Origin of the sequence: Trabulsiella guamensis ATCC 49490 (assembly GCF_000734965.1) — a bacterium.
Taxonomy (GTDB): Bacteria; Pseudomonadota; Gammaproteobacteria; order Enterobacterales; family Enterobacteriaceae; genus Trabulsiella; species Trabulsiella guamensis.
On sequence record NZ_JMTB01000057.1, the window covers coordinates 1 to 26,404 of the forward strand.

Here is a 26,404-nt window from a genome sequence, read left to right on the forward strand (position 1 = left end):
CCAGAGCTTTGGTCATGGTTCTAATGCTGAAGCCTGGACGACCGGCCTGAAATATGACGCGAATAACATCTATCTGGCTGCTGTTTATGCAGAAACCCGCAACATGACGCCGATTTCTGGTACTGCAACCATCGGTGGCACGAGCACGTCCGTTAGCGGTTTCGCGAATAAAAACCAGGCCTTCGAAGTGGTTGCACAATATCAGTTCGATTTCGGTCTGCGCCCGTCGCTGGGTTATGTCCAGTCTAAAGGTAAGGATATTGAAGGCGTAGGCGATGTCGACCTGGTGAAATATGTCGATGTGGCAGCCACTTACTACTTCAATAAAAACATGTCTGCGTTCGTGGATTATAAAATTAACCAGCTGGATGACGACAACAAACTCGGTCTGAACACCGATGACGTCGTTGCCGTTGGTATGGTTTATCAGTTCTGATGCATTAATACTGTCATTAAAAAAGGCGCTTCACCTGAAGCGCCTTTTTTTATTCTCAGGCGGTGAGTCTGACCGCTTTCTCGTTGAAATCATCCGCCGGCTCTAAACGCAAAGACAGTTTGGTCAGCAGTTCCGCTACGCGTCCGTGGAAATCGCTGCGCGTCTTTTCCAGACGCTCCGCCACTTCGCTGTCTTTAATATCGGTGGCTTGCCATTTTCCGTCTTTGTCGAAAAGTCCGAACTGGTAGCTGTAAGTAAAACGCTTTTCCTGCGCTTCCATGATCATCCACCAGCCCCAAAATTCCCGCTTCTCCGGTGCCGGTTTTACGTTTACACAAACTGCAAGGCAATCGAAAAAGAAGAGGTTGTCTTTGCACTGTTCTTCGCGAATATAAGGGCCAAGCGCAGCGAAATTCTTAATCAGTTTACTCTTCGGGTGTCCACTCGGTAACGTCATTGCGATCTCCTTTAGTGATGCAACTGTTTTACCAAATCGATAAAATTTAGCAAACTATTAACCAAATTGTTTGTTAATCCATTTGGCAATTTCTTTCAGTCCATTGTCAAAATTACGATACAACGGGTTGAAAGGAATTTGCAGCATTTTACCATGTGCGGATGACGACGTGATTAAACGAGACTCCTCTTCAGGGCTGAACGGGTCGTTTTGCCAGTAGCCAGACAGCACCGGTGTCGGACAGCGTCGGCCCAGTAATCCTTGCGTTTTTAGCGAATAGCGATTCAATTCTATGCGCAGCGCATCATCGGATGCATCGTGCATTCCCAGGCGCGACGCCAGTACATCGAGATACATTTCAGGCACATTGCCCTGACGCTGCGGATCCACCAGCAAGCCGTGTACCACCGGGCCAAGACAGGCCACTGCTTTCAGACGCGGCGATTCAAGGTAGGCCAGCCGGACCGCCACATTTGCGCCAAAGCGAAAGCCAAACGCCGCCACGCGGGTATGGTCAATCCACGGGATATCAGGCAGTGATTTCAGTGCGTGCTGATGGAGCAGGCTGGAATCCTGGGAGAGTTTCCATTTGGAAGAAAAACCAATGGACGGCATATCCAGCGTCAGCATTGCGATTCCTAATGGTGCCAAATAATTCTCAAAAAGAGTGTAATAATCACTTTGCAGCGAATCCAGCCCGCCGCACATTAGCACTGTCGGGAACGGCCCCTTTCCCTTCGGCATATGCAGAAAACCAGTGACTGACGCACCGCCGGGGATGGCAAACTCCAGTTCGCGCATTTCACCAGGCAGACGCTGGGAAGCCTCTTCATAGGCACGATTGGCAAGCGCCTGCGCCTGATCGGCCAGCTCGTCGCCTTTCAGATGTGGATAAGCCGCAATACTGTACAGGTTCGAGGCATGAAGCCAGTGACGACCGCAACGCTCAGGATCCGTTTCCTGCATCGCTTTTTGCTGCCAGAGCATTGCCTGTTTTGACCATTCGAAAATCCAGTTACCTCCCCGATACCCCACCACTGTGTCGTAGAGATCAGGATCAGTACGTTCGGCATCGCTCATCACAATGCGCGATTGCACGTCGAGGATCTCCTGCGGCGAGATGCCACGCCAGATCCACATCAGGCGGTTCATCATCCGGTACCAGTGCGGGGCATTTTTGCCGTCCAGCGCGGACTGCACCGCGGGCTGCGTACCCTGGTTAAAACGACGAACCAGCGTGGACGTTTCCGGGTGTTTGAATCGGGGTTTAAACAGAACTTCGCTGAGGTTAGCCTCTGGCATCACTGGCCTCCATAAGAACGATACTGTTCTTATTGTAACGCGCCAGAGGTCAAAAAGAACAACGCCCGGTCAAACCGGGCGCTGGAAGAGCTGGATTAACGGCCAGAGATTGGCGGAACGAAGACCACGCCCATGTCCCACGGCTGTTCAATCCAGGTATCTTGTGGGATATCAATCACGTAATCATCGACCAGCGGACGACCAGCCGGTTTTGCGAAGATAGTAACGAAATGCGCTTTCGGGTACATTTCGCGGATAGCCACCGCCGTACCACCGGTATCCACCAGGTCGTCGATCACAATGAAGCCTTCGCCGTCGCCTTCTGCGCGTTTTACCACGGTCAGCTCGCGCTGGTTGTCATGGTCATAGCTGGAGATGCAAACGGTATCAACATAGCGAATACCCAATTCACGCGCCAGCAGCGCACCCGGTACCAGACCACCACGGCTAACGGCAATGATGCCTTTCCATTGCTCAGCAGGCAGCAAACGGCTTGCCAGTTTACGGGCGTGGATCTGCAACATGTCCCAGGTGACGACGTATTTTTCGCTCATGATAAAGAAGTCCCAGCCTGTATATTTACGGCTTAAAAAGTGTTCGAGGGGAAAAAGGTTGCGCGAGATTATAGAGATCTGACGCACTAAAAACCAGTGTTAAGCGGAACACGGGTGCCTTTTTACGCGGTTTGTTCTACCAGAACAGTAAGAAAGTGGTATTCTCACCGCTGTATCGCAATATGCTAACCCTTTACCTGCAAGCGACTTTTGCAGTAAGCCGTAAGGAGACTTACCGTGTCTGAATTGTCTCAATTATCCCCGCAACCGCTGTGGGATATTTTTGCCAAAATCTGTTCCATTCCGCACCCGTCCTACCACGAAGAAAAACTGGCTGAACACATCATGGGCTGGGCGAAGGAAAAAGGCCTGCACGCGGAGCGCGATCAGGTTGGCAATATTCTGATCCGCAAAGGCGCTACTGCTGGCATGGAAAACCGCAAGCCGGTTGTCCTCCAGGCGCACCTCGACATGGTTCCGCAGAAAAACAACGACACCGTGCATGATTTCACCAAAGATCCGATTCAGCCGTACATTGATGGCGAGTGGGTCAAAGCACGTGGCACGACGCTCGGCGCCGACAATGGCATCGGCATGGCTTCCGCACTGGCGGTGCTGGCAGATGATTCCGTTCAGCACGGTCCGCTGGAAGTGCTGCTGACCATGACCGAAGAAGCGGGGATGGACGGCGCGTTTGGCCTTCAGCCGAACTGGTTGCAGGCGGATATCCTGATCAATACCGATTCCGAAGAAGAAGGTGAAATCTACATGGGTTGCGCCGGTGGGATCGACTTCACCTCTAACCTGCCGCTGACCCGTGAAGCAGTACCTGCCGGTTTCCAGTGCTTTAAGCTGACGCTGAAAGGGCTGAAAGGCGGTCACTCCGGTGGTGAAATCCACGTTGGTCTGGGTAATGCCAACAAGCTGCTGGCGCGTTTCCTCGCCGGTCATGCGCAGGAGCTGGATCTGCGTCTGGTCGATTTCAACGGCGGTACGCTGCGCAACGCCATCCCGCGTGAAGCGTTTGCGACTGTCGCGGTTGCGACGGATAAAGCCGATGCCCTGAAAGCGCTGGTGAGCAAATATCAGGAGATCCTGAAGAACGAGCTGGCGGCAAAAGAGAAGAATCTGGTCGTACTGCTGGACGCTGTCAGCAATGACCACGCCGCGCTGACTGCGCAATCCCGTGACGGATTTATTCGTCTGCTGAATGCAACGCCAAACGGTGTGATCCGTAACTCTGACGTGGCGAAAGGCGTGGTGGAAACCTCACTGAACGTTGGCGTTGTCACCATGACCGAAGACAACGTGCAAATCCACTGCCTGGTACGTTCCTTGATCGACAGCGGCAAAGACTATGTGGTCAGCATGCTCGATTCGCTGGGTAAACTGGCGGGCGCGAAAACCGAAGCCAAAGGTGCGTATCCTGGCTGGCAGCCGGATGCCAATTCACCGGTGATGCATCTGGTACGTGAAACCTATCAGCGTCTGTTCAACAAGACGCCGAACATTCAGATCATTCACGCCGGTCTGGAATGCGGCCTGTTCAAAAAACCGTATCCGGAAATGGACATGGTGTCCATCGGGCCAACCATCACCGGTCCGCACTCCCCGGATGAGCAGGTGCATATCGAAAGCGTGGGCCAGTACTGGACACTGCTGACGGAACTACTGAAAGCGATTCCGGCGAAGTAAAGCACGTCGGCATGATGCCCGGTCGCGTAAGCGTGCCGGGCATTTTTATAGCCCCAGCACCAGTTGCCGCTCAATTTGCGGGTCCAGTAACGTCACATGTAACCCCACCAATCTTACGCCGCGCCCGCCCCGCCGTTCATGCCAGGTTTTATATGCCGTGGCGATGAGATCGTCTTTATTCAGTTGCGGCCAGACATGTTCCTGAGTGGTAAGCTGAAAATCATTAAACTTGAGTTTGACGCCCTGACGGGCGATCAGCAGGTCCGGTTTAACCTTTGCCAGACGGCGTTCCAGTTCAGGATAGAGCTGTTCAATAATGGCTTCACAGTCTGGCCAGTCGTGAATATCTTCCGCCAGCGTTCGTTCAACACCGACGGATTTGCGCAGACGTTCATTATTCACGCTGCGTTCATCGATGCCCTGGCTACGCTCCCACAGCACCCGGCCAAATTTGCCAAAACGTTTAAGCAGCCCGGCGAGATCGCTTTTCTGCACATCTTCACAGGTGCGCAGCCCCATGCTTTCCAGCTTTGCGGCGGAGACTTTGCCGACGCCGGGGATTTTCGCGAGTGGCAGCGTGCGCAGGAATTCAGGGACGTCAGCCGGTGTGATCACGTACTGACCGTCAGGTTTGTTGAGATCGGAGGCAATTTTGGCAAGAAACTTGACCGGCGCCACCCCGGCCGACGCGGTTAACTGCAACTCGTTAAAAATGGTCTGACGGATCTCCTGCGCGATGAGCGTTGCCGAGCCGTGACAATGAACACTGTCGGTGACATCCAGATAGGCTTCATCGAGGGATAACGGTTCAATCAGCGAGGTATAACGGGAGAAGATTTCGCGAATGTGGAGCGAGGCCTCTTTGTACGCTTCGCCGCGCCCAGGCAACAGTGTGAGGTGCGGGCAGAGTTTGAGCGCCATCGCCGTTGGCATGGCGCTGCGCACGCCATATTTCCGCGCCGGATAATTGGCGGTACTAATAACGCCTCTGCGTTCCCGGCTGCCGCCAATGGCAATCGGGATATCACGCAGAGACGGATTATCCCGCATCTCTACCGCTGCGAAAAAGCAGTCCATATCGACATGGATTATTTTGCGCATAGTTAGCCCTCACTCACTACTGGATAAGTATACAGCAAAATAACAGAGAATAAAAAGAGCGGATAACCCTCTCCCGCCGGGAGAGGGAAAAATCAGAGGATGCGGTTATTCTGGCGCTGCGCCTCCCGCGCCATGCGTTTTTTGCGAGCATCGCAGGGTTCAGGGCAGTCACAGACCTTTTCAAGCCCGAGCGACGAAATCCCGCCGCAACTGCCCTGAATGCTTTTACGCTTGATCAGATAGCCGAGTGACAACGCCAGGATCACCAGCGCGAAGATGGCGAACGTTGCCAAAAACACGACAATCATCATCAGCCTCCAAAGTCATCCAGCAGGATGTTTTCATCTTCAACACCAAGATCTTTCAACATCTTAATGACCGCGGCGTTCATTACCGGCGGCCCACACATGTAGAATTCGCAATCCTCTGGCGCCGGGTGATCGCGCAAATAGTTTTCATAGAGCACGTTATGAATGAAACCGGTGTAGCCCGTCCAGTTATCTTCCGGCTGCGCATCTGAAAGCGCGACATGGAAGGTAAAGTTCGGGTTTTCACGCGCCAGTTGTTCAAACTCGTCGTCATAGAACATTTCACGCAGCGAACGCGCACCATACCAGAAGCTGATTTTACGCGTGCTTTTCAGTCGCTTAAGCTGATCGAAGATGTGTGAACGCATCGGTGCCATTCCCGCGCCACCGCCGATAAAGACCATTTCCGCTTCAGTATCTTTGGCGAAGAATTCGCCGAACGGACCGGAAATCGTTACTTTATCGCCCGCTTTCAGCGACCAGATATACGAGGACATGATCCCTGGCGGCACATCCGGCGCCGACGGCGGTGGTGTGGCGATACGTACATTAAGCATAATAATGCCCTTCTCGTCCGGGTAGTTCGCCATTGAATAGGCACGCAGCGTCGGCTCTTTCACCTCAGACACGTAGCGGAACAGATTGAATTTATCCCAGTCGCTGCGGTATTCCGTCGGAACGTCGAAATCGGCATAGGCGACGGTGTGCGGCGGGCATTCAATCTGAATATAGCCGCCCGCGCGGAACGGCACGCTTTCGCCCTGCGGGATCGCCAGCTTCAGCTCTTTGATAAATGTGGCTTTGTTATCGTTGGAAATAACTTCACATTCCCATTTTTTGACGCCAAAGACCTCTTCCGGCAGTTCTATTTTCATGTCCTGCTTCACCGCCACCTGGCACGCCAGACGACAGCCTGCTTTGGCTTCACGTTTGGTGATATGCGACAGTTCCGTCGGCAGAATGTCGCCGCCGCCTGCCTTCACCGTCACGCGGCACTGGCCACAGGAGCCACCGCCGCCACAGGCAGAGGAGACGAAAATTCCATTGCCGGACAGCGTATTTAGCAGCTTGTCGCCGGCCGGGGTGCGGATCTGCTTATCCGCATCGTCGTTGATTTCAATAAGTACATCGCCGGAATTCACCAGCTTCGATTTGGCAAACAGGATCAGTACCGACAGCGCCAGTACGATCGCCGTAAACATGCCTACGCCAAGTAAGATTTCCATAAACATTCGCCCTTACAGCTGCACACCGGAGAAGGACATAAAGCCCAGCGCCATCAAACCGGTGGTAATGAAGGTGATCCCAAGCCCGCGCAACCCCGCAGGCACGTTGGCGTATTTCATTTTTTCGCGAATACCGGCCATTGCGACGATTGCCAGCATCCAGCCAATCCCGGAACCGAAACCGTAAACGATCGATTCACTAAAGTTATAATCGCGTTGCACCATAAACGAGACGCCACCGAAGATGGCACAGTTGACGGTGATAAGCGGCAGGAAGATCCCCAGCGCGTTATACAGCGCCGGGAAGTACTTATCGAGGATCATCTCGAGGATCTGCACCAGGGCGGCAATCACGCCGATAAAGGTGATGAAGTTGAGGAAACTCAGATCCACGCCTTCCACCAGCGCGCCGTCGCGCAGCACCAGATTGTAGACGAGGTTATTCACCGGCACGGATATCCCAAGCACCACGGTGACCGCGATGCCAAGTCCAAAGGCGGTTGAGACCTTTTTCGACACCGCAAGGAACGTACACATGCCGAGGAAGAAGGCCAGCGCCATGTTCTCAACAAACACCGCACGCACAAACAGGCTAAGGTAATGAGCCATGATCGGTTACTCCTTTTCCTGCTGTTCCGGCTTCCACGTACGCAGTGCCCAGATCAGCAGACCGATAATGAAAAACGCGCTCGGCGCCAGCAGAAACAGGCCATTCGGCAGATACCAGCCACCGTTTTGTACCGTGTCCAGCACCGTGATGCCAAACAGCTTGCCGCTGCCAATCAGCTCACGCAGAAAACCGACAATCAGCAGGATCGCACCATAGCCCAGGCCATTGCCAATCCCGTCCATAAAGCTCGCCAGCGGCGGAGATTTCATGGCATAAGCTTCGGCACGGCCCATGACGATGCAGTTAGTGATGATCAGCCCGACAAAAACCGAGAGCTGTTTTGATACTTCATAGGCGAAGGCGCGCAGCAGTTGATCCACCACGATCACCAGCGATGCGATAATCGCCATTTGCACGATAATGCGCACGCTGTTGGGAATATGGTGGCGGATCATCGAGATAAACATGCTGGAGAAGGCCGTCACCAGCGTCACCGCAATGGTCATGACGAAGGCGGTTTCCAGTTTGGTGGTGACCGCCAGCGCCGAACAAACACCCAGTACTTGCAGGGTAATCGGGTTATTGGCGATAAACGGCCCCACCAGCACCCGTTTCACCTCTTTCATATCACCGAGTTCAGCCATTATTCAGCCCTCCATCACGAACCTGCTTCAGGAAGGGGCCAAAACCGAGTGAGCCCATCCAGAAATCAAAACTATGTTGCACACCGTTGGACGTCAGCGTGGCGCCGGACAGGCCATCCACCGCGTATTCATCCCCCTGCCGCGCGCTGCCTTTCACCACTTTCAGTGCAGGCATGCCGTTATCATCCACCACTTTCTTGCCGATAAATTGCGCCTGCCAGTTCGGGTTTTCGATTTCCCCTCCCAGCCCCGGCGTTTCGCCCTGATCGTAATAGGTGATGCCCTTCAACGTGCGGCCGTCGGTATCCAGTGCAACAAAGGCGTACATCATTGACCACAGGCCATTACCGTAAACCGGCAGAACGATCTCCTGTACCCGCTGTTGCGCATCGCGCACCAGGTAAATTTCAACGATATTACTGCGACGCTTGATACCTGCCGGATCCTGATTCGTTTCCAGCGCCATGCTTTGATCTGCATCCTTCAGCGCCTGCGCCTGGTTAAACGACGCGGGGTTTTTATCCAGCAGCGTGCCCGTTTTGAGATCCACCAGCCGCGGGGTAATGCGGGTCGCGAAGACGTTCGCGACGTCATCGGCGCTCATTTCCTGCTGCATCAATCCGGCCACCGCCAGGATATTGCGCTGCTTATCCAGTGCACGCTGCGTCTGCTGGCGTGCTTTCAGGCCAACGGCAGATCCCGCCACCACAATGGAGCACACCAGGCAAAGCACCAGTACCACCAGCAATGTTTTACCGATGCTATCGTTACTTTTATTCTCAGCCACGCGACTTCCTCCGCTTAATGTTGGCCTGCACCACCAGATAATCGAACAGCGGCGCAAAAAGATTGGCGAACAAGATAGCCAGCATCATGCCTTCCGGATAAGCCGGGTTAACCACCCGGATCAGCACACACATCACGCCGATAAGCGCCCCGTAGCACCATTTTCCTTTGTCAGTAAATGACGCAGACACCGGGTCGGTAGCCATAAACATCATGCCGAAGGCGAAGCCGCCCAGCACCAGATGCCAGTACCATGGCATGGCGAACAGCGGATTGCTGTCGGAGCCGATCAGGTTAAACAATGTGGCGGTGGCTATCATGCCGAGCATCACGCCAGCCACGATTCTCCATGACGCTACGCGGCCAAAAATGATGATGGCGCCGCCGATGAGGATCATCAGCGTGGAGACTTCACCAATCGAGCCGGGAATATTGCCGATAAACGCATCCATCCAGCTGACCGGCTGCCCGGTGACGACATTGAACAGCGCTTCGCCGCCGTGGCTCGCCCACTGGGAAAGCGGTGTGGCACCGGAGAAACCATCTGCCGCCGTCCAGACCAGATCGCCGGAAATTTGTGCCGGATAAGCAAAGAAAAGGAAGGCGCGCCCGGCCAACGCCGGGTTGAGGAAGTTACGCCCCGTGCCGCCGAAAATCTCTTTGGCTATCACCACCCCGAACGAGATGCCAAGTGCAGCCTGCCAGAGCGGTAATGTGGGCGGGACGATAAGGGCGAACAGAATCGAGGTCACGAAGAAACCTTCGTTGATCTCGTGCTTACGAATAATCGCAAACAGCACTTCCCAGAAGCCGCCGACAATAAAGACTGTGAGATAAATCGGCAGGAAGTAGACAGCGCCAAGCCCCATCATGCTTACCCAGCCCGCTTCCGGACTGAAACTGACGCCCAGCCACTGCGCCACGCTGTAGTGCCAGTTACTGGCGATAATCTGCGGCAGCTGCTCCGCGCCGTACATTTTATTGAGCGCCGGAAGGGTTTGTAGCCCGACGTTGTACATGCCCCAGAACATAGCCGGGAACACCGCCAACCAGACCAGAATCATCATTCGCTTCAGATCAATGGCGTCGCGGACATGGGATGCCCCTTTCGTTACCTGACCCGGCGTGTAGAAAATCGTCGCCGCCGCTTCATACAACGGATAATACTTTTGCAGTTTGCCGCCGTGAGTAAAGTGCGGCTCGATTTTTTCCAGAAGATGTTTTAAACCCATCACTTATCCTTCCTGCTCAATGCGGGTTAACACCTCGCGCAGCACTGGCCCATACTCATATTTTGCCGGGCAGACATAGGTACACAGCGCCAGATCTTCTTCATCCAGCTCCAGACAGCCCAGCGCCTGGGCACTGTCAGTGTCACCGGACAGCAGATCGCGCAGTAGCATCGTTGGCAGAATATCCAGCGGCATGACGCGCTCGTAGTTGCCAATCGGCACCATGGCGCGTTCGCCGCCGTGCGTGTCGGTAGAAAAGTTAAATAGCTTGTGCCGGAGGAAATGACCCAGCGTGGTGCGGGTGACCGAGTGTTTTTCTTTCCCTGGCATCACCCAGCCAAACAGCTCTTTATCGCGCCCTTCTCTTACCACGCTCACCTGCAGGTGGAAACGCCCGAGGAAAGCGCGTGGCCCGACGGCGTGAACACCGCTCAACACCGAACCGGAAATCACCCGGTTTTCACCGTCCTGGAGTTCACCTGCCAGCAGGGCATCAAGATTTGCGCCCGGGAAGGTGCGGATCAGGCGCGGATTTTTCACCTGCGGCCCACCGAGGGCGATGATACGCTCGCTCCAGAGATCCCCTTCGGTAAACAATTTACCGATAGCGATAACGTCCTGGTAATTAAGATGCCAGACCTGCTTTTTCAGGCTGACCGGCTCAAGGAAATGAATGTGCGTTCCCACCAGACCAGCAGGATGTGGGCCGGTGAACTCATTAAATTTCACCTGTCCGGCAGGGTGACCGCCTAGTTTGCCGCCGCTCGCCTGGCAGACGTGAACCCTACCTTTCGTCAGACGCGTCAGTACTGTCAGCCCCGCATTAAAGGCCTCGCGGTACAGGAAAATGATGGGTTGCGGATCAGCCGCCAGCGGGTTGGTGTCCATGGCGTTGACGAAAATCGCCACCGGTTCAGTACCCGGCACCGGAGTTTTGCTGAAAGGTCGCGTGCGTAACGCCGTCCAGAGCCCGGAAGCCAGTAGTTGTTCCTGCACCTGCTCTGCAGGCAGCGTCGCCAGTTCGCTTGCCGGGAAACGGGGGAATTCGATCGCCGCATCGCCGTCAATGTCGATCACCACCGCCTGCAGCACACGGCGCTCACCACGGTGGATGGCGCTGATCACGCCGCTCACCGGCGCGGTAAACCGGACGCCAGGATTTTTTTTGTCTTCGAAAAGCAGTTGCCCTTTTTTGACCCGTTCACCTTCCTGAACGGCCATTGATGGTCTCATGCCGACGTATTCTTCACCGAGTAGCGCTACCTGTTTTACCGTCGCTCCCTCGCAAATTTGCTGTTGTGGCATGCCAGCTATGGGCAAATTTAGCCCTTTTGTGATTTTAATCATATGGTTAGCAGGTGTCCGTAAACGAAACATCAGCCTAAGCTGAAGCCAGCGTATTGATAAATGAAACTGAAGAAAGGTCGGCTGGCACTGGCACTCATCCGTACCAGCAGGAGATGGGAAACGCGTCCTTTCTTGTTCCGTCAAATGACGCCAGGAGTTTATCATTTTCTGTCGTAAACGCTCAGTAATTCAGCCCGGAGCGGCAATTTTTTTGAGAACTATTGCTCAAACTTCTGGCTGCCGCACGCCACCTTTTACGGTATAAATAAAGGCGAAAGTGTAAACAGCGTAATCCGGGCTTGCGAAAAACTACGGTGGTGCTAATGTGAGCGCACTAACTTCCAGATTAGTCTGATTTCGGGTTTCTTTTGCCGTTCTGGCATGTCGTTTATGTTTTATCAAGGAACAAGTTGTATGCGCAAAATCGCATTCTTTATTGCGATGCTCCTGATTCCGTGCGTCTCGTTCGCGGGGCTGCTGAGCAGCAACCATGGCACAACGCCGGTCAGTAAAGAATATAAGCAGCAGTTGATGGGGTCACCGGTTTATATCCAGATCTTCAAAGAAGAGCGCACGCTCGATCTGTTTGTGAAAATGGGCGAAACTTATCAACTCCTCGATAGCTACAAAATTTGTAGCTATTCCGGCGGCCTGGGCCCGAAACAGCGTCAGGGCGATTTCAAAAGTCCGGAAGGGTTTTACAGCGTCAGCCGCAATCAACTCAAGCCCGACAGCCGCTTCTATAAAGCCATTAATATTGGTTTCCCGAACGCCTTTGACCGTGCGCACGGCTATGAAGGTAAATACCTGATGATCCACGGCGCCTGCGTGTCCGTTGGCTGCTACGCCATGACCGACTCCGGCATTGATGAGATTTTCCAGTTTGTCACTGGCGCGCTGGTATTTGGTCAGTCAAGCGTGCAGGTCAGCATCTACCCGTTCCGTATGAATGACGCCAATATGCAACGTCACAAATACTCCTACTACAAGGATTTCTGGGCGCAGCTGAAACCGGGGTATGACTACTTCGAGCAAACCCACAAACCGCCGATGGTCTCGGTTGTTGATGGGCGTTATGTGGTCAGCAAGCCGCTGACCAGCGACGTCGTCCAGCCGCAGCTGGCATCAAACTACACGCTCCCCAAGGCAAAATAACGCCCACTCGCCTGGCATAACCTTGTGCCAGGTTTCATTGGTTGTCAGCGGTTGCGTTGCAATGACCGTTACCACATCATTCGGTGTGGTTTCGGTTTGGAAATCAATTTCCACGTCCTGATCGAGCAGCTTCGCCACACCAAACGGCGCGCGGCGGGTGATCCAGAACAGGTTGGTGGAACAAAACGCCATCACATACCGCCCGTCCGACAGCAGCATATTAAAGACGCCTTTTTTACGCATCTCTTCCGCCAGCGCTGCGATATAGCGGAACACCGCGGTCATGTTGCCTGGCGTGCGTGGGTAGCGCTGCGTCAGTTTATTGAGCATCCAGCAAAACACTTTTTCGCTGTCAGTGTCGCCTACCGGGCGAAAGTTGCCAGTTTCCAGCGATTTATATCCCGTCAGTTGCCCGTTATGCGCATAGGTCCAGTTGCGACCCCACAACTCACGGGTAAAAGGATGGGTGTTTTCCAGCGAAACGATACCGCGATTCGCCTGGCGGATATGTGCAATGACGGAGCGGGATTTGATGGGATATTCCTGCACCAGCCTGGCGATCGGCGACTGAAAGCTGGGTTCGGGATCTTTAAATGTGCGACAGCCTTTGCCTTCGTAGAACGTAATTCCCCAGCCGTCTTTATGCGGCCCGGTTCCGCCCCCACGCTGGACAAGCCCGGTAAAGCTAAAGCAAATATCGGTTGGCACATTAGCGCTCATCCCGAGCAGTTCGCACATACGTCACCTCACACGCGTTAACGGGGGTCGCCCCCCGACAGCATTACGCTTTCACCATCTCTTTTTCGATCAGCATAATCAGGATGTGGATCACCTTAATATGGATCTCCTGAATACGATCTGCATAGCCAAAATGTGGCACACGAATTTCAACATCCGCATTTCCGGCCATTTTGCCGCCATCTTTGCCCGTGAGGGTAATCACTTTCATGCCTTTCGCGCGCGCGGCGTCGATCGCTTTGATCACGTTGCCGGAATTGCCGGACGTGGAGATCCCCAGCAGCACATCACCTTCACGCCCTACCGCTTCAACATAACGCGAAAAGACATAGTCATAGCCGAAATCGTTGCTGACGCAGGACAAGTGGCTGACGTCAGAAATCGCGATCCCTGGATAGCCTGGACGGTTTTCACGATACCGACCGGTCAGTTCTTCCGCGAAATGCATCGCATCGCAGTGTGAACCGCCGTTACCACAGGAGAGCACTTTGCCGCCGGCTTTGAAGCTGTCTGCCAGCAGAACGGCCGCACGCTGGATAGCATGAATATTTGCTTCATCTTTCAGGAAGTTAGCCAGAGTGTCTGCTGCTTCGTTCAGTTCGTTACGAATAAGATCCTGGTACATGAGGATAATCCTTCAGCATTGATTAATAAGACACGTTGCAGTGTACCGGATAGCGCCAGTAGCGAGAAGCTAAAGCCAGCGTAAAAAACCGGGCCTTTGATTTTCCGTGCCCGATTCTGCGACGACAATGTGAGCCAGGTTGTAATTATTTTGTAAACACATTGCTAAAACAAATCGCATCCACTACAACCATATCATCACAAGTGGTCAGACCTCCTACAAGCAAGGGAGCTTTTCTTTATGATGATTTTGAGTATTGTTGCAACCCTCGTATTACTCGGTGCGCTCTTCTACCACCGGGTAAACCTGCTGCTCAGCAGCGTGGTTTTGCTGGCCTGGACTGCGGCGCTGGGCCTTGCCGGGCTGTGGAATATCTGGCTGCTGGTGCCGCTGGCGATCATTCTGCTGCCGTTCAATGTTGTGCCGATGCGTAAATCGATGATTTCCGCGCCGGTATTCCGTACTTTCCGCAAAGTGATGCCGCCAATGTCACGAACGGAAAAAGAGGCGATTGATGCCGGTACCACCTGGTGGGAAGGCGATCTGTTCCGTGGCAATCCGGACTGGAAAAAACTGCATAACTATCCGCAGCCGCGTCTGACGGAAGAGGAGCAGGCGTTTCTGGATGGCCCGGTGGAAGAAGCCTGTCGCATGGCGAACGATTTCCAGATCACCCATGAAATGGCCGATCTGCCGCCGGAACTGTGGGCATTTCTGAAAGAGCACCGCTTCTTCGCAATGATCATTAAGAAAGAGTACGGCGGTCTGGAGTTTTCCGCTTACGCCCAGTCCCGCGTGTTACAGAAACTGTCCGGCGTTTCAGGGATCCTGGCGATCACCGTTGGCGTACCTAACTCCTTAGGGCCGGGCGAACTGTTGCAGCATTACGGTACTGACGAACAAAAAAATCATTATCTGCCGCGTCTGGCGCGTGGGCAGGAGATCCCCTGCTTCGCACTGACCAGTCCGGAAGCGGGTTCCGATGCGGGTGCAATTCCGGATACCGGTGTGGTCTGCATGGGTGACTGGCAGGGCGAACAGGTGCTGGGCATGCGTCTCACCTGGAACAAACGTTATATCACACTGGCGCCTATTGCCACTGTCCTTGGTCTGGCCTTTAAACTCTCTGATCCGGATAAACTGCTGGGTGGCGAAGAAGAGCTGGGCATTACCTGTGCGCTGATCCCCACCAACACGCCGGGCGTTGAAATTGGCCGTCGCCACTTCCCGCTTAACGTACCGTTCCAGAACGGGCCGACCCACGGGAAGGATATTTTCGTGCCGATCGATTACATCATCGGTGGCCCGAAAATGGCGGGTCAGGGTTGGAGAATGCTGGTTGAATGCTTGTCCGTTGGCCGTGGCATTACGCTGCCATCGAACGCCACTGGCGGTCTGAAATCCGTCGCCATGGCGACCGGCGCCTACGCGCATATTCGTCGCCAGTTCAAAATCGCTATCGGTAAAATGGAAGGGATTGAAGAGCCGCTGGCGCGTATTGCCGGTAACGCCTATGTGATGGACGCCGCCGCGTCGCTTATCACCTACGGTATTATGCTCGGTGAAAAACCGGCCGTGCTGTCAGCGATCGTGAAATATCACTGTACCCATCGTGGTCAGCAATCCATCATTGATGCGATGGATATTACCGGCGGTAAAGGCATCATGTTGGGCGAAAGTAACTTCCTTGCCCGCCATTATCAGGGAGCACCGATCGCCATTACTGTCGAAGGGGCGAACATTCTTACCCGCAGCATGATGATCTTTGGTCAGGGGGCGATCCGCTGTCATCCGTACGTGCTGGATGAAATGGCCGCCGCGCAGAGCAACGACGTTAATGCGTTCGACAAATTGCTGTTTAAACATATCGGCCATGTTGGCAGCAACAAAGTCCGCAGCTTCTGGTTGGGCCTGACGCGCGGACTGACCAGCAGCACGCCGACGAACGATGCGACCAAACGTTACTATCAGCACCTGAATCGTCTGAGCGCTAACCTGGCGTTGCTGTCTGACGTCTCTATGGCGGTACTGGGCGGCAGCCTGAAACGTCGCGAGCGGATCTCCGCGCGGCTTGGCGACGTGCTGAGCCAGCTCTATCTGGCTTCCGCCGTGCTGAAACGCTATGACGATGAAGGCCGCCACGAAGCCGATTTGCCGCTGGTTCACTGGGGCGTTCAGGATGCGCTGCATCAGGCGGAACAGGCCATTGACGACCTGCTGCGCAACTTCCCGAACCGTGTTGTTGCCGGTGCGATGCGCTTTGTGATTTTCCCGACCGGTCGTCATTACACGGCACCATCCGATAAGCTGGATCATAACGTCGCGAAGATCCTGCAATTGCCGGGCGCGACCCGCTCCCGCATTGGCCGCGGCCAGTATCTGACACCAAGCGAGCATAACCCGGTGGGTCTGCTGGAGCAGGCGTTGCTGGATGTGATCGCCGCCGATCCAATTCATCAGCGCATCTGTAAAGAGATTGGCAAAAACCTGCCGTTTACCCGTCTGGATGAACTGGCAAGAAATGCGCTGGCGAAGGGGTTAATCAATCAGGATGAAGCGGAGATCCTCACCCGGGCGGAAGCCAGCCGTCTGCGCAGTATTAATGTCGACGATTTCGAGGCTGACGCGCTGGCGACACAGCCGGTAAAGCCGGTAGCGCCGTTACGCAAAACTGAAGCGGCCTGATCACTGTACAAAACCAAAACGGAGCCTGCGGGTTCCGTTTTTTTTATGGTAATTTTCGGCTACACACAGAGGGCAAATATGGTGATACAGTGATTATCCCGCATCTTCAATTCAGGAGGTCACAACAGTGTCTGGCTTGAAAATTACCTTAATGCAGCAGCCGCTGGTCTGGATGGATGGCCCGGCAAATCTGCGTCACTTTGATCTCCAGCTGGAAGAACTTACCGGACGGGATGTGATCGTCCTGCCGGAAATGTTTACGACGGGGTTTGCCATGGAAGCGGCGCAGCAGTCGATGCCTCAGGACGATGTCGTCGCGTGGATGCGCGCCAAAGCACAGCAGACGCAGGCGCTGGTCGCCGGCAGCGCCGCACTACAGACGGAACGCGGCGCGGTAAACCGTTTTTTGCTGGTCGAGCCTGGCGGTCATGTGCATTTTTACGATAAACGTCATCTGTTTCGTATGGCGGATGAACATCATTATTACCAGGCGGGCAATGAGCGCGTGGTGTTTGAATGGCGCGGCTGGCGCATTCTTCCGCTGGTGTGCTATGACCTGCGTTTTCCGGTGTGGTCGCGTAACCGTGATGATTACGATCTGGCGCTGTATGTGGCGAACTGGCCTGCGCCGCGCTCGCTGCACTGGCAGTCGTTGCTTATCGCCAGAGCGATAGAAAACCTGGCGTATGTGGCAGGCTGCAACCGCGTCGGTACTGATGGTAACGGGCATCATTACCGGGGAGACAGCCGAATCATCAGCCCGCAGGGTGAAATTCTCGCTTCTGCCGAAGCGCATCAGGCAACGAGACTCGACGCTGAGTTGTCGCTGGAACTCTTGCAGGAATATCGGGAGAAATTTCCCGCATGGCAGGATGCCGACCCGTTTACGTTAGGCCGCTAAAACGACGAAGGCCTGAATCATTGCTGATTCAGGCCTTCTGAATAGTGGCGGAACGGACGGGACTCGAACCCGCGACCCCCTGCGTGACAGGCAGGTATTCTAACCGACTGAACTACCGCTCCGCGTTGTTGTTCCGTTGGGAACGAGGCGCATATTACGGATTCGCTGCACCCCCGTCAACGCTTTTTCCGGCATTTTGAATCGTTTGCTGCAAATTTCACCCACATGGCGATTTTTACATTACTCACCGCAAATTCAGGCGCGCCAGAGGCAGCTTCCCCCTTTCTTCTCCACCAAGTCGAGCCGCGATTCATGCGCTGCCAGCTCGTCATCGCTGGCTAAAACAACACGTAATTTGCTGGCCGCACGAACAACACGCTGAATCCCGACTTCACCAGCCTGCTGTTGCGACTCCCCTTCGACCGCAAAGGTCATTGAGGTCTGCCCGCCGGTCATCGTCAGATAAACATCAGCGAGGATCTGGGCATCGAGCAATGCCCCGTGCAATGTACGCTTGGTGTTATCTATTTCGTAACGGGAACAAAGCGCATCGAGGCTGTTCCGTTTACCGGGGAACATACGTCGCGCCAGCGCCAGGCTGTCTGTCACCTTACAAAAAGTGTCCGTTTTCGGAATACCGCGATTGAGTTTCGCGAACTCATAATCCATAAATCCGATATCAAACGAGGCGTTATGGATGACAAGTTCCGCGCCACGAATATACTCCAGAAACTCATCGGCGACGTCCGCAAACGTGGGCTTATCCAGCAGAAATTCGTCGGCAATCCCATGAACCATAAACGCTTCGGGATCCACCAGCCGGTCCGGCTTCAGGTAAACGTGGAAGTTGTTGCCCGTCAGGCGACGGTTGATCACCTCAACGGCACCGATTTCAATGATCTTATGCCCTTCGTAGTGGGCCCCGATCTGGTTCATACCGGTGGTTTCAGTATCGAGGACGATCTGTCGTGTAATTGCAGTGCTCATCACGGTCATTTATGTCAGACTTGTCGTTTTAATCACAGGAAGTCTACCAGAGATGCTTAAACAGGTAGAAATTTTCACCGATGGTTCTTGTCTCGGCAATCCAGGGCCAGGTGGCTATGGTGCTATTTTACGCTATCGCCAGCACGAAAAAACCTTTAGCGCAGGCTACCATCTTACCACTAATAACCGCATGGAACTGATGGCGGCGATTGTCGCGCTCGAAGCGCTGAAAGAACATTGCGAAATCGTGCTGAGCACAGACAGCCAGTATGTTCGTCAGGGGATCACCCAGTGGATCCACAACTGGAAAAAGCGCGGCTGGAAAACGGCCGATAAAAAACCGGTCAAAAATGTCGATCTCTGGCAGCGTCTTGATGCCGCCCTAAGCCAGCATAAAATCCGCTGGGAATGGGTCAAGGGCCACGCAGGGCATCCGGAAAACGAACGCTGCGACGAGCTGGCGCGAGCCGCCGCCTGCAACCCCGCGTTCGACGATACGGGATATCAACCCGAATAATTAATCGTACGGCTTGCGGTATTGTCGGGTCGCTCCTACCGCAGGTCTCAACTGTGTTTTGGCTTTGCTTTGCCGCATCGGGTTTAACGTTAATGGAATTGTACGCTTACGGGCGACAATCAGTTGCAGGCACCCCAGTGCGGGAATGTGAGTACTGAGGAGCCGTCCGCCCTGCCGGGTCCAGGGTAAAACCTGAAAACGGCCGTAGTGCAGCACCTCAAAATTCAGCAGCGCCAGCCAGTCCATCTGGCGCATCATGGTAAACATTCGGCTATTGTAGGGCGTGCTCTTTCTTAATACCGGCACCAGTTTGCGCATCCCCACCAGGCTGACCGGATTAAAGCCACTCAGAATGAGCCAGCCATCATCAATTAACACACGATCCACTTCGCGCAGCAGACGATGAGGATCCTGACACCAGGGCAGCGTATGTGCCAGCATGCAGGCATCAACCGATTTTTCAGCAAATGGCAACCACAGCGGGTCCGCTTTGACCTGCATCGGTTCGCCCTGCAATGATACATTCACCTGATGCGAAATCGCGCAGGCTTCCGTGTTGATTTCGGCGCTGAGATTGCCAATCTTAAGCAGGTGAAAACCGTACAATTTAGCCAGCCAGGGTTTAAGCTGATATTCCAGCGCCTCGCGATAGTATTCCCCCCACGGCATTTCTGACCAGTGGATGGGCGCTTCTACTGTTTGAGGTATCCTTGCCGGTTTCATTACAACCTTCCGCTACGCTTTGTGAGGTAATTTATGAATCTTATCAGTATTCCTGCCTTTCAGGATAACTACATCTGGGTTCTGAGTGATGATAACAACCGTTGCCTGATCGTGGATCCTGGCGAGGCGGCACCGGTGCTGGCTGCCATAAAAGAAAACCAGTGGCAGCCCGAGGCGATTCTCCTTACCCACCATCACCATGACCACGTTGGCGGCGTGAAAGAACTTCGGCAGCATTTTCCTGATGTAGTGGTGTATGGCCCTGCGGAAACACAAGATAAGGGTACAACTAAAGTCGTAAATGAAGGCGACGAGGTGGCTATTTTGGGCTGCAAATTTAAGGTAATTTCCACCCCAGGTCACACTTTAGGACATATCTGTTTCTTCAGCGATCCTTATCTTTTCTGCGGTGACACGATGTTCTCCGGTGGTTGCGGTCGTTTGTTTGAAGGAACGCCAGCGCAGATGTATCAATCCTTCCAGAAGATAAATGCACTTCCGGCGGATACGCTCATTTGTTGCGCACATGAGTATACTTTATCAAACATAAAGTTTGCCTTAAGCATTCTCCCTCGCGATCCTGCGATAAATGATTATTACCTTAAAGTTAAGGAGTTACGTGCAAAAAATCAAAAAACACTGCCCGTAACTCTGAAAAATGAGCGTCAAATAAATATTTTTTTACGCACGGATAGTATTGATTTAATTAATGAAATATCGAAAGAAACAAAATTGCAACAACCTGAAGAGCGATTCGCCTGGTTACGGGTAAAGAAAGACAACTTCTGAAAATTCCGGGTTGCCTTTTAAAAACTTCGCCGTTATGATTGCTCGTCTTTTAAGCAACTATTGACACACACATGAAGGCAAAAGCGATATTACTCGCCTCTGTCCTGCTGGTGGGGTGCCAGGCGTCTAAGCACGATGGTAACGTTCAGCAGCACGCACAGAGCCTTTCTGCAGCTGGTCAAGGGGAAGCAGGAAAGTTCATAAGTCAGGCGCGATGGATGGACGATGGAACATTCTACGCACAGAATCAGGACTTGTGGGCTTTCATAGGCGACGAGCTAAAGATGGGAATTCCGGAAAACAACCGGATTCGCGAACAAAAACAAAAGTATTTGCGTAACAAGAGCTATCTCCACGATGTAACTTTACGGGCAGAGCCGTATATGTACTGGATAGCAGGGCAAGTTAAGAAACGTAACATGCCCATGGAACTGGTACTACTACCCATAGTGGAGAGCGCTTTTGACCCGCATGCAACGTCTGGCGCCAATGCCGCAGGCATCTGGCAGATCATACCGAGCACCGGGCGGAATTATGGTTTGAAACAGACCCGCAGTTATGACGCGCGTCGTGATGTGATTGCCTCAACAACGGCAGCTCTCGACATGATGCAACGTCTTAACAAGATGTTTGACGGTGACTGGTTATTAACAGTTGCCGCCTACAACAGCGGTGAGGGTCGAGTGATGAAGGCGATGAAAGCGAACAAAGCGCGTGGCAAGCCCACCGATTTCTGGTCACTCTCATTACCTCAGGAGACCCGGGTATACGTGCCTAAGATGCTGGCATTGAGCGACATCCTCAAGAACAGCAAACGCTACGGCGTTCAGTTACCAACCGCAGATGAAAGCCGTGCACTCGCGCGCGTTCATCTGGATAACCCGGTTGATCTGAAGCAGGTCGCGGACATGGCCGGTATCTCTGTGACGAAGCTGAAAGCATTTAATGCTGGTGTTAAGGGAGCAACCCTTGGCGCAGCAGGACCTAAGTATGTGATGGTGCCAAAGAAGCACGCGAATCAACTGCGTGAATCACTGGCTTCTGGCGAGATTGCCGCTGTCCAGCCAACGCTGGTCGCTGACAACACCCCGCTGACCAGTCGCAGCTATAAGGTTCGTTCAGGTGATACGCTTTCTGGTATTGCCGCACGCCTCGGCGTATCGGCGAAGGATCTTCAGCAGTGGAACAATCTGCGTGGTTCCAACCTGAAAGTAGGACAGAACCTGACGGTAGGCGCAGGTAGCAGTGCTCAGCGTCTCGCCCGCAACAGCGATAGCATTACTTATCGCGTGCGTAAGGGTGATTCACTGTCGAGCATCGCGAAACGTCATGGCGTCAATATTCGTGACGTGGTCCGCTGGAATGGCGGTACCGACAGCCTGCAACCCGGCGATCAGCTGACGCTGTTTGTGAAAAACAGCAGCAGACCAGAATCCTGATAACTGCATGAACTAAAAAAGGCACCGCTTCCCCGGTGCCTTTTGCTTTTTAAGCTGCTTTATACGCTTCCAGCATCACAATGTCGCTGGTAAACGATCCCTCCGCCTGCAGGGCAAAATATGCTTTCACGTCTTTTGACGCGCTGTCCTGATACAGTCGGATGGCCTCACAGAGCACCTGTGGTGTACGCATTCGAGCCACCCATGAAGAGAACTCGAGCGGTAATTTGTCAGTGGTCAACGTTTGGGTACTCAGCCCGGCCTCATTGACCAGCGCTAACCATTCACCGCTTGAATAATTTCGTACATGCGAGGTATCACGCAGCGCTTCGACGGTTTGCAGCCAGATATCCCGCACGGGATGCCCTGGCGACATCACGTCCATCATAATGAACACCCCGCCAGGTTTAAGCACCCGTTTCACCTCACGCAGCGCCTGCCCCACGTCGTGCCAGTGATGCGCCGAGTAACGGCTAATCACCACATTAAAGGTGGCATCGGCAAACGACAATGCTTCCGCGTACCCCTGTTGTGTGCGGATGTTATGCAGCCCTTTTTCCTGCGCGGCTTGCTCCACGACATCAAGCATCTGGCGGGATAAGTCATAGGCCGTGACGTTCGCTACGTTGCCGGCCGCCACAAAGCTGGCATGCCCTGCTCCGCATCCCATATCCAGCAGTTGTGCCTGTGGAAATGCAGAAAGTCGCTCAGCCAGACGCTGGAGGTCGCGCCCGGAGGCATGCACCGTGCTGGTTAAATAGGCCTGAGCCTGCGAACCAAACTGTTTTTCGACGTTATCGTGATGAGAGCCTGTGGTCATTTTGCTGTCCTTTGATGAGTGATAATAAAAGGGCAGCACTGAGATCAGGTCTGCCCCACGGCAGACCTGACATACCTTTATTTATCAGGCTTGCCGGGACTGAATTCGACGAGTAGTGGGTTGTGATCGGACGCGCGGGTGACCAGCACAGAGGCTTCATCCACCGCGAGACCACGATAGAAAACGAAATCGAGCGGACGCCCAAATGCGCGGCGGCGATTGTCGTCAGTAAAGCGGACTTCGCGTAAGGACATCTCACGCGCAAAACGGTACAAGGCGTTCATGCGTGGACGACTCCAGGCATTGAAGTCACCGGCCATAATCACCGGGCCGCTGTGGTGGGCAATCTGGTCACCAATAGGCAGTAACTGCTTACTGTACACATCCACTCCCAGGCTAAAATTTACCGCGTGAATATTCACGACCATCAACAGACGGGTATCCGGCAACGGATAGACCGTCACCAGCGCAGACTTCGCCAGACGCAGGATCGGCTCACGTTCACGCAGCGGGCAACAATAAACGGGATGCGCTGCTGACAGTGTCATCACCCCGGATGGATGCTGCGGTAACACAAAGGCAGGCACCTGATCCGCCGCCAGATAATTCGTTGTCGCAAACGACACCAGTTCAGGTGTGGTTTGCGCCTCCTGCAATAACACCAGATGCGCATCTTTGCCGAAGTTTTTCAGCACCGACATCCATTCAGCGCGCTGTTGTTTGAAGATATTCCAGACGAGGATCCGTATTTTTTCTTCACTGCTTATTGGCGCCCCTGCGGGTAACGCTTTGCCAATGCTCGCAAACGACCCCGGCGGCAGGATCCGCTCCGCGGGTTGTCCGGCGACATAACGCATGGCATAGGTATTTTTTCGCACTTTTAGCTTCAGACCTCAATAACAAAAAACCCGCCCAGAATCGCGCGGGTTCTTCTGTTATAGGGATTTCCGCTCATACTTTCAACGCTATTTACCAGAAACATTGTATTATTGAATTTTTGCGCATGGAGCAACAATGAAAGCGACCTCTGAAGAAATTGCCATTTTTGTCGCCGTTGTCGAAAGTGGAAGCTTTAGTCGGGCGGCAGAGCAGCTCGGTCAAGCCAACTCTGCTGTCAGCCGGGCCGTCAAAAAGCTCGAATCAAAACTGGGCGTCAGCCTCCTCAACCGAACCACTCGCCAGTTGAGCCTGACCGAAGAAGGCGAGCGCTATTTCCGCCGAATGCAGGTGGTGTTACAGGAAATGGCCGCCGCGGAAAATGAGCTGATGGAGACACGAAACACGCCTCGAGGTTTGCTGCGTGTCGATGCCGCCACACCAGTGGTGCTTCATTTCCTGATGCCGCTGATAAAACCTTTTCGGGAGCGCTACCCGGAAGTGACGCTTTCGCTGGTCTCTTCTGAAACTTTTATCAATCTGATTGAGCGCAAAGTGGATGTCGCCATTCGGGCCGGAACACTTACAGACTCCAGCCTGCGTGCACGTCCGCTGTTTAACAGCTACCGGAAGATCATCGCTTCACCGGATTATCTTGAGAAACATGGTACGCCGAAAACCGTGGAAGAGTTGAGAAAACATCTGTGCCTTGGCTTCACCGAGCCGGTATCCCTGAATACATGGCCAGTCTCCTGTGACGACGGGCAACTTTTCGAAATTCAGTGCGGACTCTCGTCAAATAGCGGCGAAACGCTAAAACATCTTTGTCTGAGCGGTAACGGCATTGCCTGTCTGTCTGACTATATGGTGGATAAAGAGATTGCGAAGGGAGATTTTATCGAGTTGCTGGCAGATAAACGTTTGCCGGTCGAGATGCCATTCAGCGCGGTCTATTACAGCGACAGAGCGGTAAGTACTCGTATTCGGGCGTTCATTGATTTCTTGAGTGAATACATTAAGCAGAACATGAAGTAAAAAGCGAGTGGCGCATTGCCACTCGCTACGCTGGAGATTAATCCCAGTTTGGCGCCAGGCCTTCCGGGCTAACCAGACGATCGTTGCAATCAAGCGCAGCAATCGCTTTCTTATCTTCCGCGTCTAGTTTCAGATCGCGCGCCAGCAGGTTGCTCGCCAGGTTTTCACGTTTCGTAGAAGACGGGATCACGGCATAACCTTCGCCCATTGCCCATGCCAGGATGACCTGAGCCGGGGTGGCGTTGTGTTTTGCAGCGATACGCGCAATCACTTCATCTTTCAGCGCCTTACCATATGCCAGCGTCATGTAAGAGGTGATGTGAATGCCATGAGCCTTCGCCCAGTCAACCACTTTACCATTCTGCAGGTACGGAGACAGCTCAATCTGGTTCGTCGCGATATTCTCTGCACCTACTGCCGCGATAGCTTTTTCCATCAGCGGGATGGTGAAGTTAGAGATACCAATTTCGCGAGTCAGACCCTGTTTTTTCGCTTCCAGCAGTGCCAGCATGAATTCTTCAACAGAAACTTCATCGTTCGGCGACGGCCAGTGAATCAGCGTCAGATCAACATAATCAGTACGCAGTTTCTGCAGACTCTCTTTGAGACTCGGGATCAACTTGTCTTTGCTCAGATTCTCGATCCAGATCTTGGTAGTGATAAACAGATCGCTACGCTTAACACCGCTTTCTGCAATTGCCTGACCAACAGCTGCTTCGTTGCCATAGATCTGCGCAGTATCAATGGCGCGGTAGCCGAGTTCCAGCGCGTTTTTTACAGAAGCAATAACCACATCGTCGTTCAGACGGAAAGTACCAAGACCAAATGCAGGGATAGACATAAGAATTCCTCTTTTTCACAGTTTGTGTTTAATGCGAGGATTATGGACGAAGCACTTAAAGGAAAACAGATCGTAGAATGCAGAGGATTTTTGCTTAAACTGCAATAATCAGTATTTCTGATATGAAAAAGCCCTGAGTTTTCACTCAGGGCTCTCAATAAGTGGCGGAACGGACGGGACTCGAACCCGCGACCCCCTGCGTGACAGGCAGGTATTCTAACCGACTGAACTACCGCTCCACCGAAACTGTCTACAACACCCGCTTTTACACGGGGTACTGCTAAATTGATGCCTGGCAGTGTCCTACTCTCACATGGGGAAGCCCCACACTACCATCGGCGCTACGGCGTTTCACTTCTGAGTTCGGCATGGGGTCAGGTGGGACCACCGCGCTAAAGCCGCCAGGCAAATTCTTGTGCTCTGTCCTGTGGCTTTTCCACTGATACTGCGTTGGCTGCGCTCGTAAAGTCAGTCACATACCTCTGTATGCTCCTTCCTTTCCTTCGCTTGCCGCCTTGTCTCAGCGTAAAATCCTTCGGACTCTGAATCTGAGCTGAAAATCTTGTCTCTCAACG

27 protein-coding genes, 2 tRNA genes and 1 rRNA gene are annotated in these 26,404 nt (G+C 53.5%); 9 read left to right on the plus strand and 21 right to left on the minus strand.

The window, feature by feature from the left end:
* The coding region (locus GTGU_RS07430; RefSeq protein ID WP_038155448.1) for a porin at window positions 1-436 on the plus strand (436 nt) is incomplete at its 5' end.
* Window positions 437-491: 55 nt separating this feature from the next.
* Here GTGU_RS07430 and crl read toward each other — a convergent pair.
* From crl to gpt, 3 genes are all read right to left on the minus strand, one after another.
* On the minus strand, window positions 492-893 hold the full coding sequence (gene crl / locus GTGU_RS07435) for a sigma factor-binding protein Crl (RefSeq protein ID WP_038155450.1): 402 nt from the start codon (window positions 891-893) through the stop codon (window positions 492-494).
* A 57-nt stretch (window positions 894-950) separates the two neighbouring features.
* Window positions 951-2,195, minus strand: a complete 1,245-nt coding sequence (gene frsA / locus GTGU_RS07440; protein ID WP_038155453.1) for an esterase FrsA — start codon at window positions 2,193-2,195, stop codon at window positions 951-953.
* A 95-nt stretch (window positions 2,196-2,290) separates the two neighbouring features.
* Window positions 2,291-2,749: a xanthine phosphoribosyltransferase gene (gene gpt / locus GTGU_RS07445; RefSeq protein ID WP_038155455.1), complete on the minus strand. Its 459-nt coding sequence runs from the start codon at window positions 2,747-2,749 to the stop codon at window positions 2,291-2,293.
* A gap of 237 nt (window positions 2,750-2,986) precedes the next feature.
* Between gpt and pepD the strand changes: the two genes are divergently transcribed.
* Window positions 2,987-4,444: a cytosol nonspecific dipeptidase gene (pepD, locus tag GTGU_RS07450; RefSeq protein ID WP_038155458.1), complete on the plus strand. Its 1,458-nt coding sequence runs from the start codon at window positions 2,987-2,989 to the stop codon at window positions 4,442-4,444.
* A 45-nt stretch (window positions 4,445-4,489) separates the two neighbouring features.
* Here pepD and dinB read toward each other — a convergent pair whose 3' ends face one another.
* From dinB to GTGU_RS07490, 8 genes are all read right to left on the minus strand, one after another.
* A complete protein-coding gene (gene dinB / locus GTGU_RS07455; RefSeq protein WP_038155460.1) occupies window positions 4,490-5,545 on the minus strand; it encodes a DNA polymerase IV in 1,056 nt (351 codons plus the stop codon).
* A 92-nt stretch (window positions 5,546-5,637) separates the two neighbouring features.
* Window positions 5,638-5,853, minus strand: coding sequence for a (Na+)-NQR maturation NqrM (gene nqrM, locus GTGU_RS07460; protein WP_038155485.1), 216 nt, complete (start codon window positions 5,851-5,853; stop codon window positions 5,638-5,640).
* 2 nt (window positions 5,854-5,855) lie between these two features.
* Window positions 5,856-7,079: an NADH:ubiquinone reductase (Na(+)-transporting) subunit F gene (nqrF, locus tag GTGU_RS07465; protein WP_038155462.1), complete on the minus strand. Its 1,224-nt coding sequence runs from the start codon at window positions 7,077-7,079 to the stop codon at window positions 5,856-5,858.
* 12 nt (window positions 7,080-7,091) lie between these two features.
* The gene (gene nqrE, locus GTGU_RS07470; RefSeq protein ID WP_038155464.1) at window positions 7,092-7,688 is read right to left on the minus strand and encodes an NADH:ubiquinone reductase (Na(+)-transporting) subunit E; all 597 of its coding nucleotides are present in this window, start codon (window positions 7,686-7,688) and stop codon (window positions 7,092-7,094) included.
* A gap of 6 nt (window positions 7,689-7,694) precedes the next feature.
* The gene (locus GTGU_RS07475) at window positions 7,695-8,333 is read right to left on the minus strand and encodes an NADH:ubiquinone reductase (Na(+)-transporting) subunit D (RefSeq protein WP_038155465.1); all 639 of its coding nucleotides are present in this window, start codon (window positions 8,331-8,333) and stop codon (window positions 7,695-7,697) included.
* The gene (locus tag GTGU_RS07480; protein ID WP_038155466.1) at window positions 8,326-9,120 is read right to left on the minus strand and encodes a Na(+)-translocating NADH-quinone reductase subunit C; all 795 of its coding nucleotides are present in this window, start codon (window positions 9,118-9,120) and stop codon (window positions 8,326-8,328) included. The genes GTGU_RS07475 and GTGU_RS07480 overlap by 8 nt, the downstream gene beginning before the upstream one ends.
* Complete coding sequence (locus GTGU_RS07485) at window positions 9,113-10,351, minus strand: NADH:ubiquinone reductase (Na(+)-transporting) subunit B (RefSeq protein WP_038155468.1); 1,239 nt, start codon at window positions 10,349-10,351, stop codon at window positions 9,113-9,115. Before GTGU_RS07485 ends, GTGU_RS07480 begins: the two co-directional genes overlap by 8 nt.
* Before the next feature lie 3 nt (window positions 10,352-10,354).
* Window positions 10,355-11,698 carry a Na(+)-translocating NADH-quinone reductase subunit A gene (locus tag GTGU_RS07490; RefSeq protein WP_038155469.1) on the minus strand — a complete coding sequence of 448 codons (1,344 nt, stop codon included), beginning with the start codon at window positions 11,696-11,698 and terminating at the stop codon, window positions 10,355-10,357.
* A 414-nt stretch (window positions 11,699-12,112) separates the two neighbouring features.
* Between GTGU_RS07490 and dpaA the strand changes: the two genes are divergently transcribed.
* Window positions 12,113-12,853, plus strand: a complete 741-nt coding sequence (dpaA, locus tag GTGU_RS07495) for a peptidoglycan meso-diaminopimelic acid protein amidase (protein ID WP_038155470.1) — start codon at window positions 12,113-12,115, stop codon at window positions 12,851-12,853.
* Here dpaA and GTGU_RS07500 read toward each other — a convergent pair.
* Window positions 12,824-13,591 carry a class II glutamine amidotransferase gene (locus GTGU_RS07500; protein WP_038155471.1) on the minus strand — a complete coding sequence of 256 codons (768 nt, stop codon included), beginning with the start codon at window positions 13,589-13,591 and terminating at the stop codon, window positions 12,824-12,826. The two genes, dpaA and GTGU_RS07500, sit on opposite strands and share 30 nt — an antisense overlap.
* A 43-nt stretch (window positions 13,592-13,634) precedes the next feature.
* Window positions 13,635-14,216, minus strand: a complete 582-nt coding sequence (lpcA, locus tag GTGU_RS07505; protein ID WP_038155472.1) for a D-sedoheptulose 7-phosphate isomerase — start codon at window positions 14,214-14,216, stop codon at window positions 13,635-13,637.
* Window positions 14,217-14,456: 240 nt separating this feature from the next.
* On the opposite strand from lpcA, the gene fadE reads away from it, so the two are divergent.
* Entirely contained in the window at window positions 14,457-16,901 is a 2,445-nt protein-coding gene (fadE, locus tag GTGU_RS07510) for an acyl-CoA dehydrogenase FadE (protein ID WP_038155473.1), read from the plus strand.
* A 127-nt stretch (window positions 16,902-17,028) separates the two neighbouring features.
* Window positions 17,029-17,802 carry an amidohydrolase gene (locus GTGU_RS07515; protein ID WP_038155474.1) on the plus strand — a complete coding sequence of 258 codons (774 nt, stop codon included), beginning with the start codon at window positions 17,029-17,031 and terminating at the stop codon, window positions 17,800-17,802.
* Window positions 17,803-17,847: 45 nt separating this feature from the next.
* Here GTGU_RS07515 and GTGU_RS07520 read toward each other — a convergent pair.
* Both GTGU_RS07520 and dnaQ read right to left on the minus strand, forming a co-directional pair.
* Window positions 17,848-17,924: transfer RNA gene (locus GTGU_RS07520), tRNA-Asp, on the minus strand.
* Between the two features lie 133 nt (window positions 17,925-18,057).
* Window positions 18,058-18,789: a DNA polymerase III subunit epsilon gene (gene dnaQ / locus GTGU_RS07525; RefSeq protein WP_156964093.1), complete on the minus strand. Its 732-nt coding sequence runs from the start codon at window positions 18,787-18,789 to the stop codon at window positions 18,058-18,060.
* Between the two features lie 52 nt (window positions 18,790-18,841).
* Here dnaQ and rnhA point away from each other — a divergent pair, with 52 nt between their 5' ends.
* Window positions 18,842-19,306: a ribonuclease HI gene (rnhA, locus tag GTGU_RS07530; protein WP_038155476.1), complete on the plus strand. Its 465-nt coding sequence runs from the start codon at window positions 18,842-18,844 to the stop codon at window positions 19,304-19,306.
* On the opposite strand, the gene GTGU_RS07535 is transcribed toward rnhA, so the two are convergent.
* On the minus strand, window positions 19,307-20,029 hold the full coding sequence (locus GTGU_RS07535; protein WP_038155477.1) for a class I SAM-dependent methyltransferase: 723 nt from the start codon (window positions 20,027-20,029) through the stop codon (window positions 19,307-19,309).
* A gap of 33 nt (window positions 20,030-20,062) precedes the next feature.
* On the opposite strand from GTGU_RS07535, the gene gloB reads away from it, so the two are divergent.
* A complete protein-coding gene (gene gloB, locus GTGU_RS07540; RefSeq protein ID WP_038155478.1) occupies window positions 20,063-20,818 on the plus strand; it encodes a hydroxyacylglutathione hydrolase in 756 nt (251 codons plus the stop codon).
* Between the two features lie 71 nt (window positions 20,819-20,889).
* Complete coding sequence (gene mltD, locus GTGU_RS07545) at window positions 20,890-22,257, plus strand: murein transglycosylase D (RefSeq protein WP_038155479.1); 1,368 nt, start codon at window positions 20,890-20,892, stop codon at window positions 22,255-22,257.
* 49 nt (window positions 22,258-22,306) lie between these two features.
* Here mltD and GTGU_RS07550 read toward each other — a convergent pair whose 3' ends face one another.
* Entirely contained in the window at window positions 22,307-23,077 is a 771-nt protein-coding gene (locus GTGU_RS07550; RefSeq protein ID WP_038155480.1) for a class I SAM-dependent methyltransferase, read from the minus strand.
* A gap of 77 nt (window positions 23,078-23,154) precedes the next feature.
* The gene (locus GTGU_RS07555; RefSeq protein WP_038155481.1) at window positions 23,155-23,955 is read right to left on the minus strand and encodes an endonuclease/exonuclease/phosphatase family protein; all 801 of its coding nucleotides are present in this window, start codon (window positions 23,953-23,955) and stop codon (window positions 23,155-23,157) included.
* A 136-nt stretch (window positions 23,956-24,091) separates the two neighbouring features.
* Between GTGU_RS07555 and yafC the strand changes: the two genes are divergently transcribed.
* A complete protein-coding gene (yafC, locus tag GTGU_RS07560) occupies window positions 24,092-24,988 on the plus strand; it encodes a DNA-binding transcriptional regulator YafC (protein WP_038155483.1) in 897 nt (298 codons plus the stop codon).
* A 37-nt stretch (window positions 24,989-25,025) separates the two neighbouring features.
* On the opposite strand, the gene dkgB is transcribed toward yafC, so the two are convergent.
* The 3 genes from dkgB to rrf form a co-directional block, all read right to left on the minus strand.
* Window positions 25,026-25,829, minus strand: a complete 804-nt coding sequence (gene dkgB / locus GTGU_RS07565) for a 2,5-didehydrogluconate reductase DkgB (protein WP_038155484.1) — start codon at window positions 25,827-25,829, stop codon at window positions 25,026-25,028.
* A gap of 162 nt (window positions 25,830-25,991) precedes the next feature.
* A tRNA-Asp gene (locus GTGU_RS07570) sits at window positions 25,992-26,068 on the minus strand.
* A gap of 51 nt (window positions 26,069-26,119) precedes the next feature.
* Window positions 26,120-26,235, minus strand: a 5S ribosomal RNA gene (gene rrf, locus GTGU_RS07575).
* Window positions 26,236-26,404: the final 169 nt, after the last annotated feature.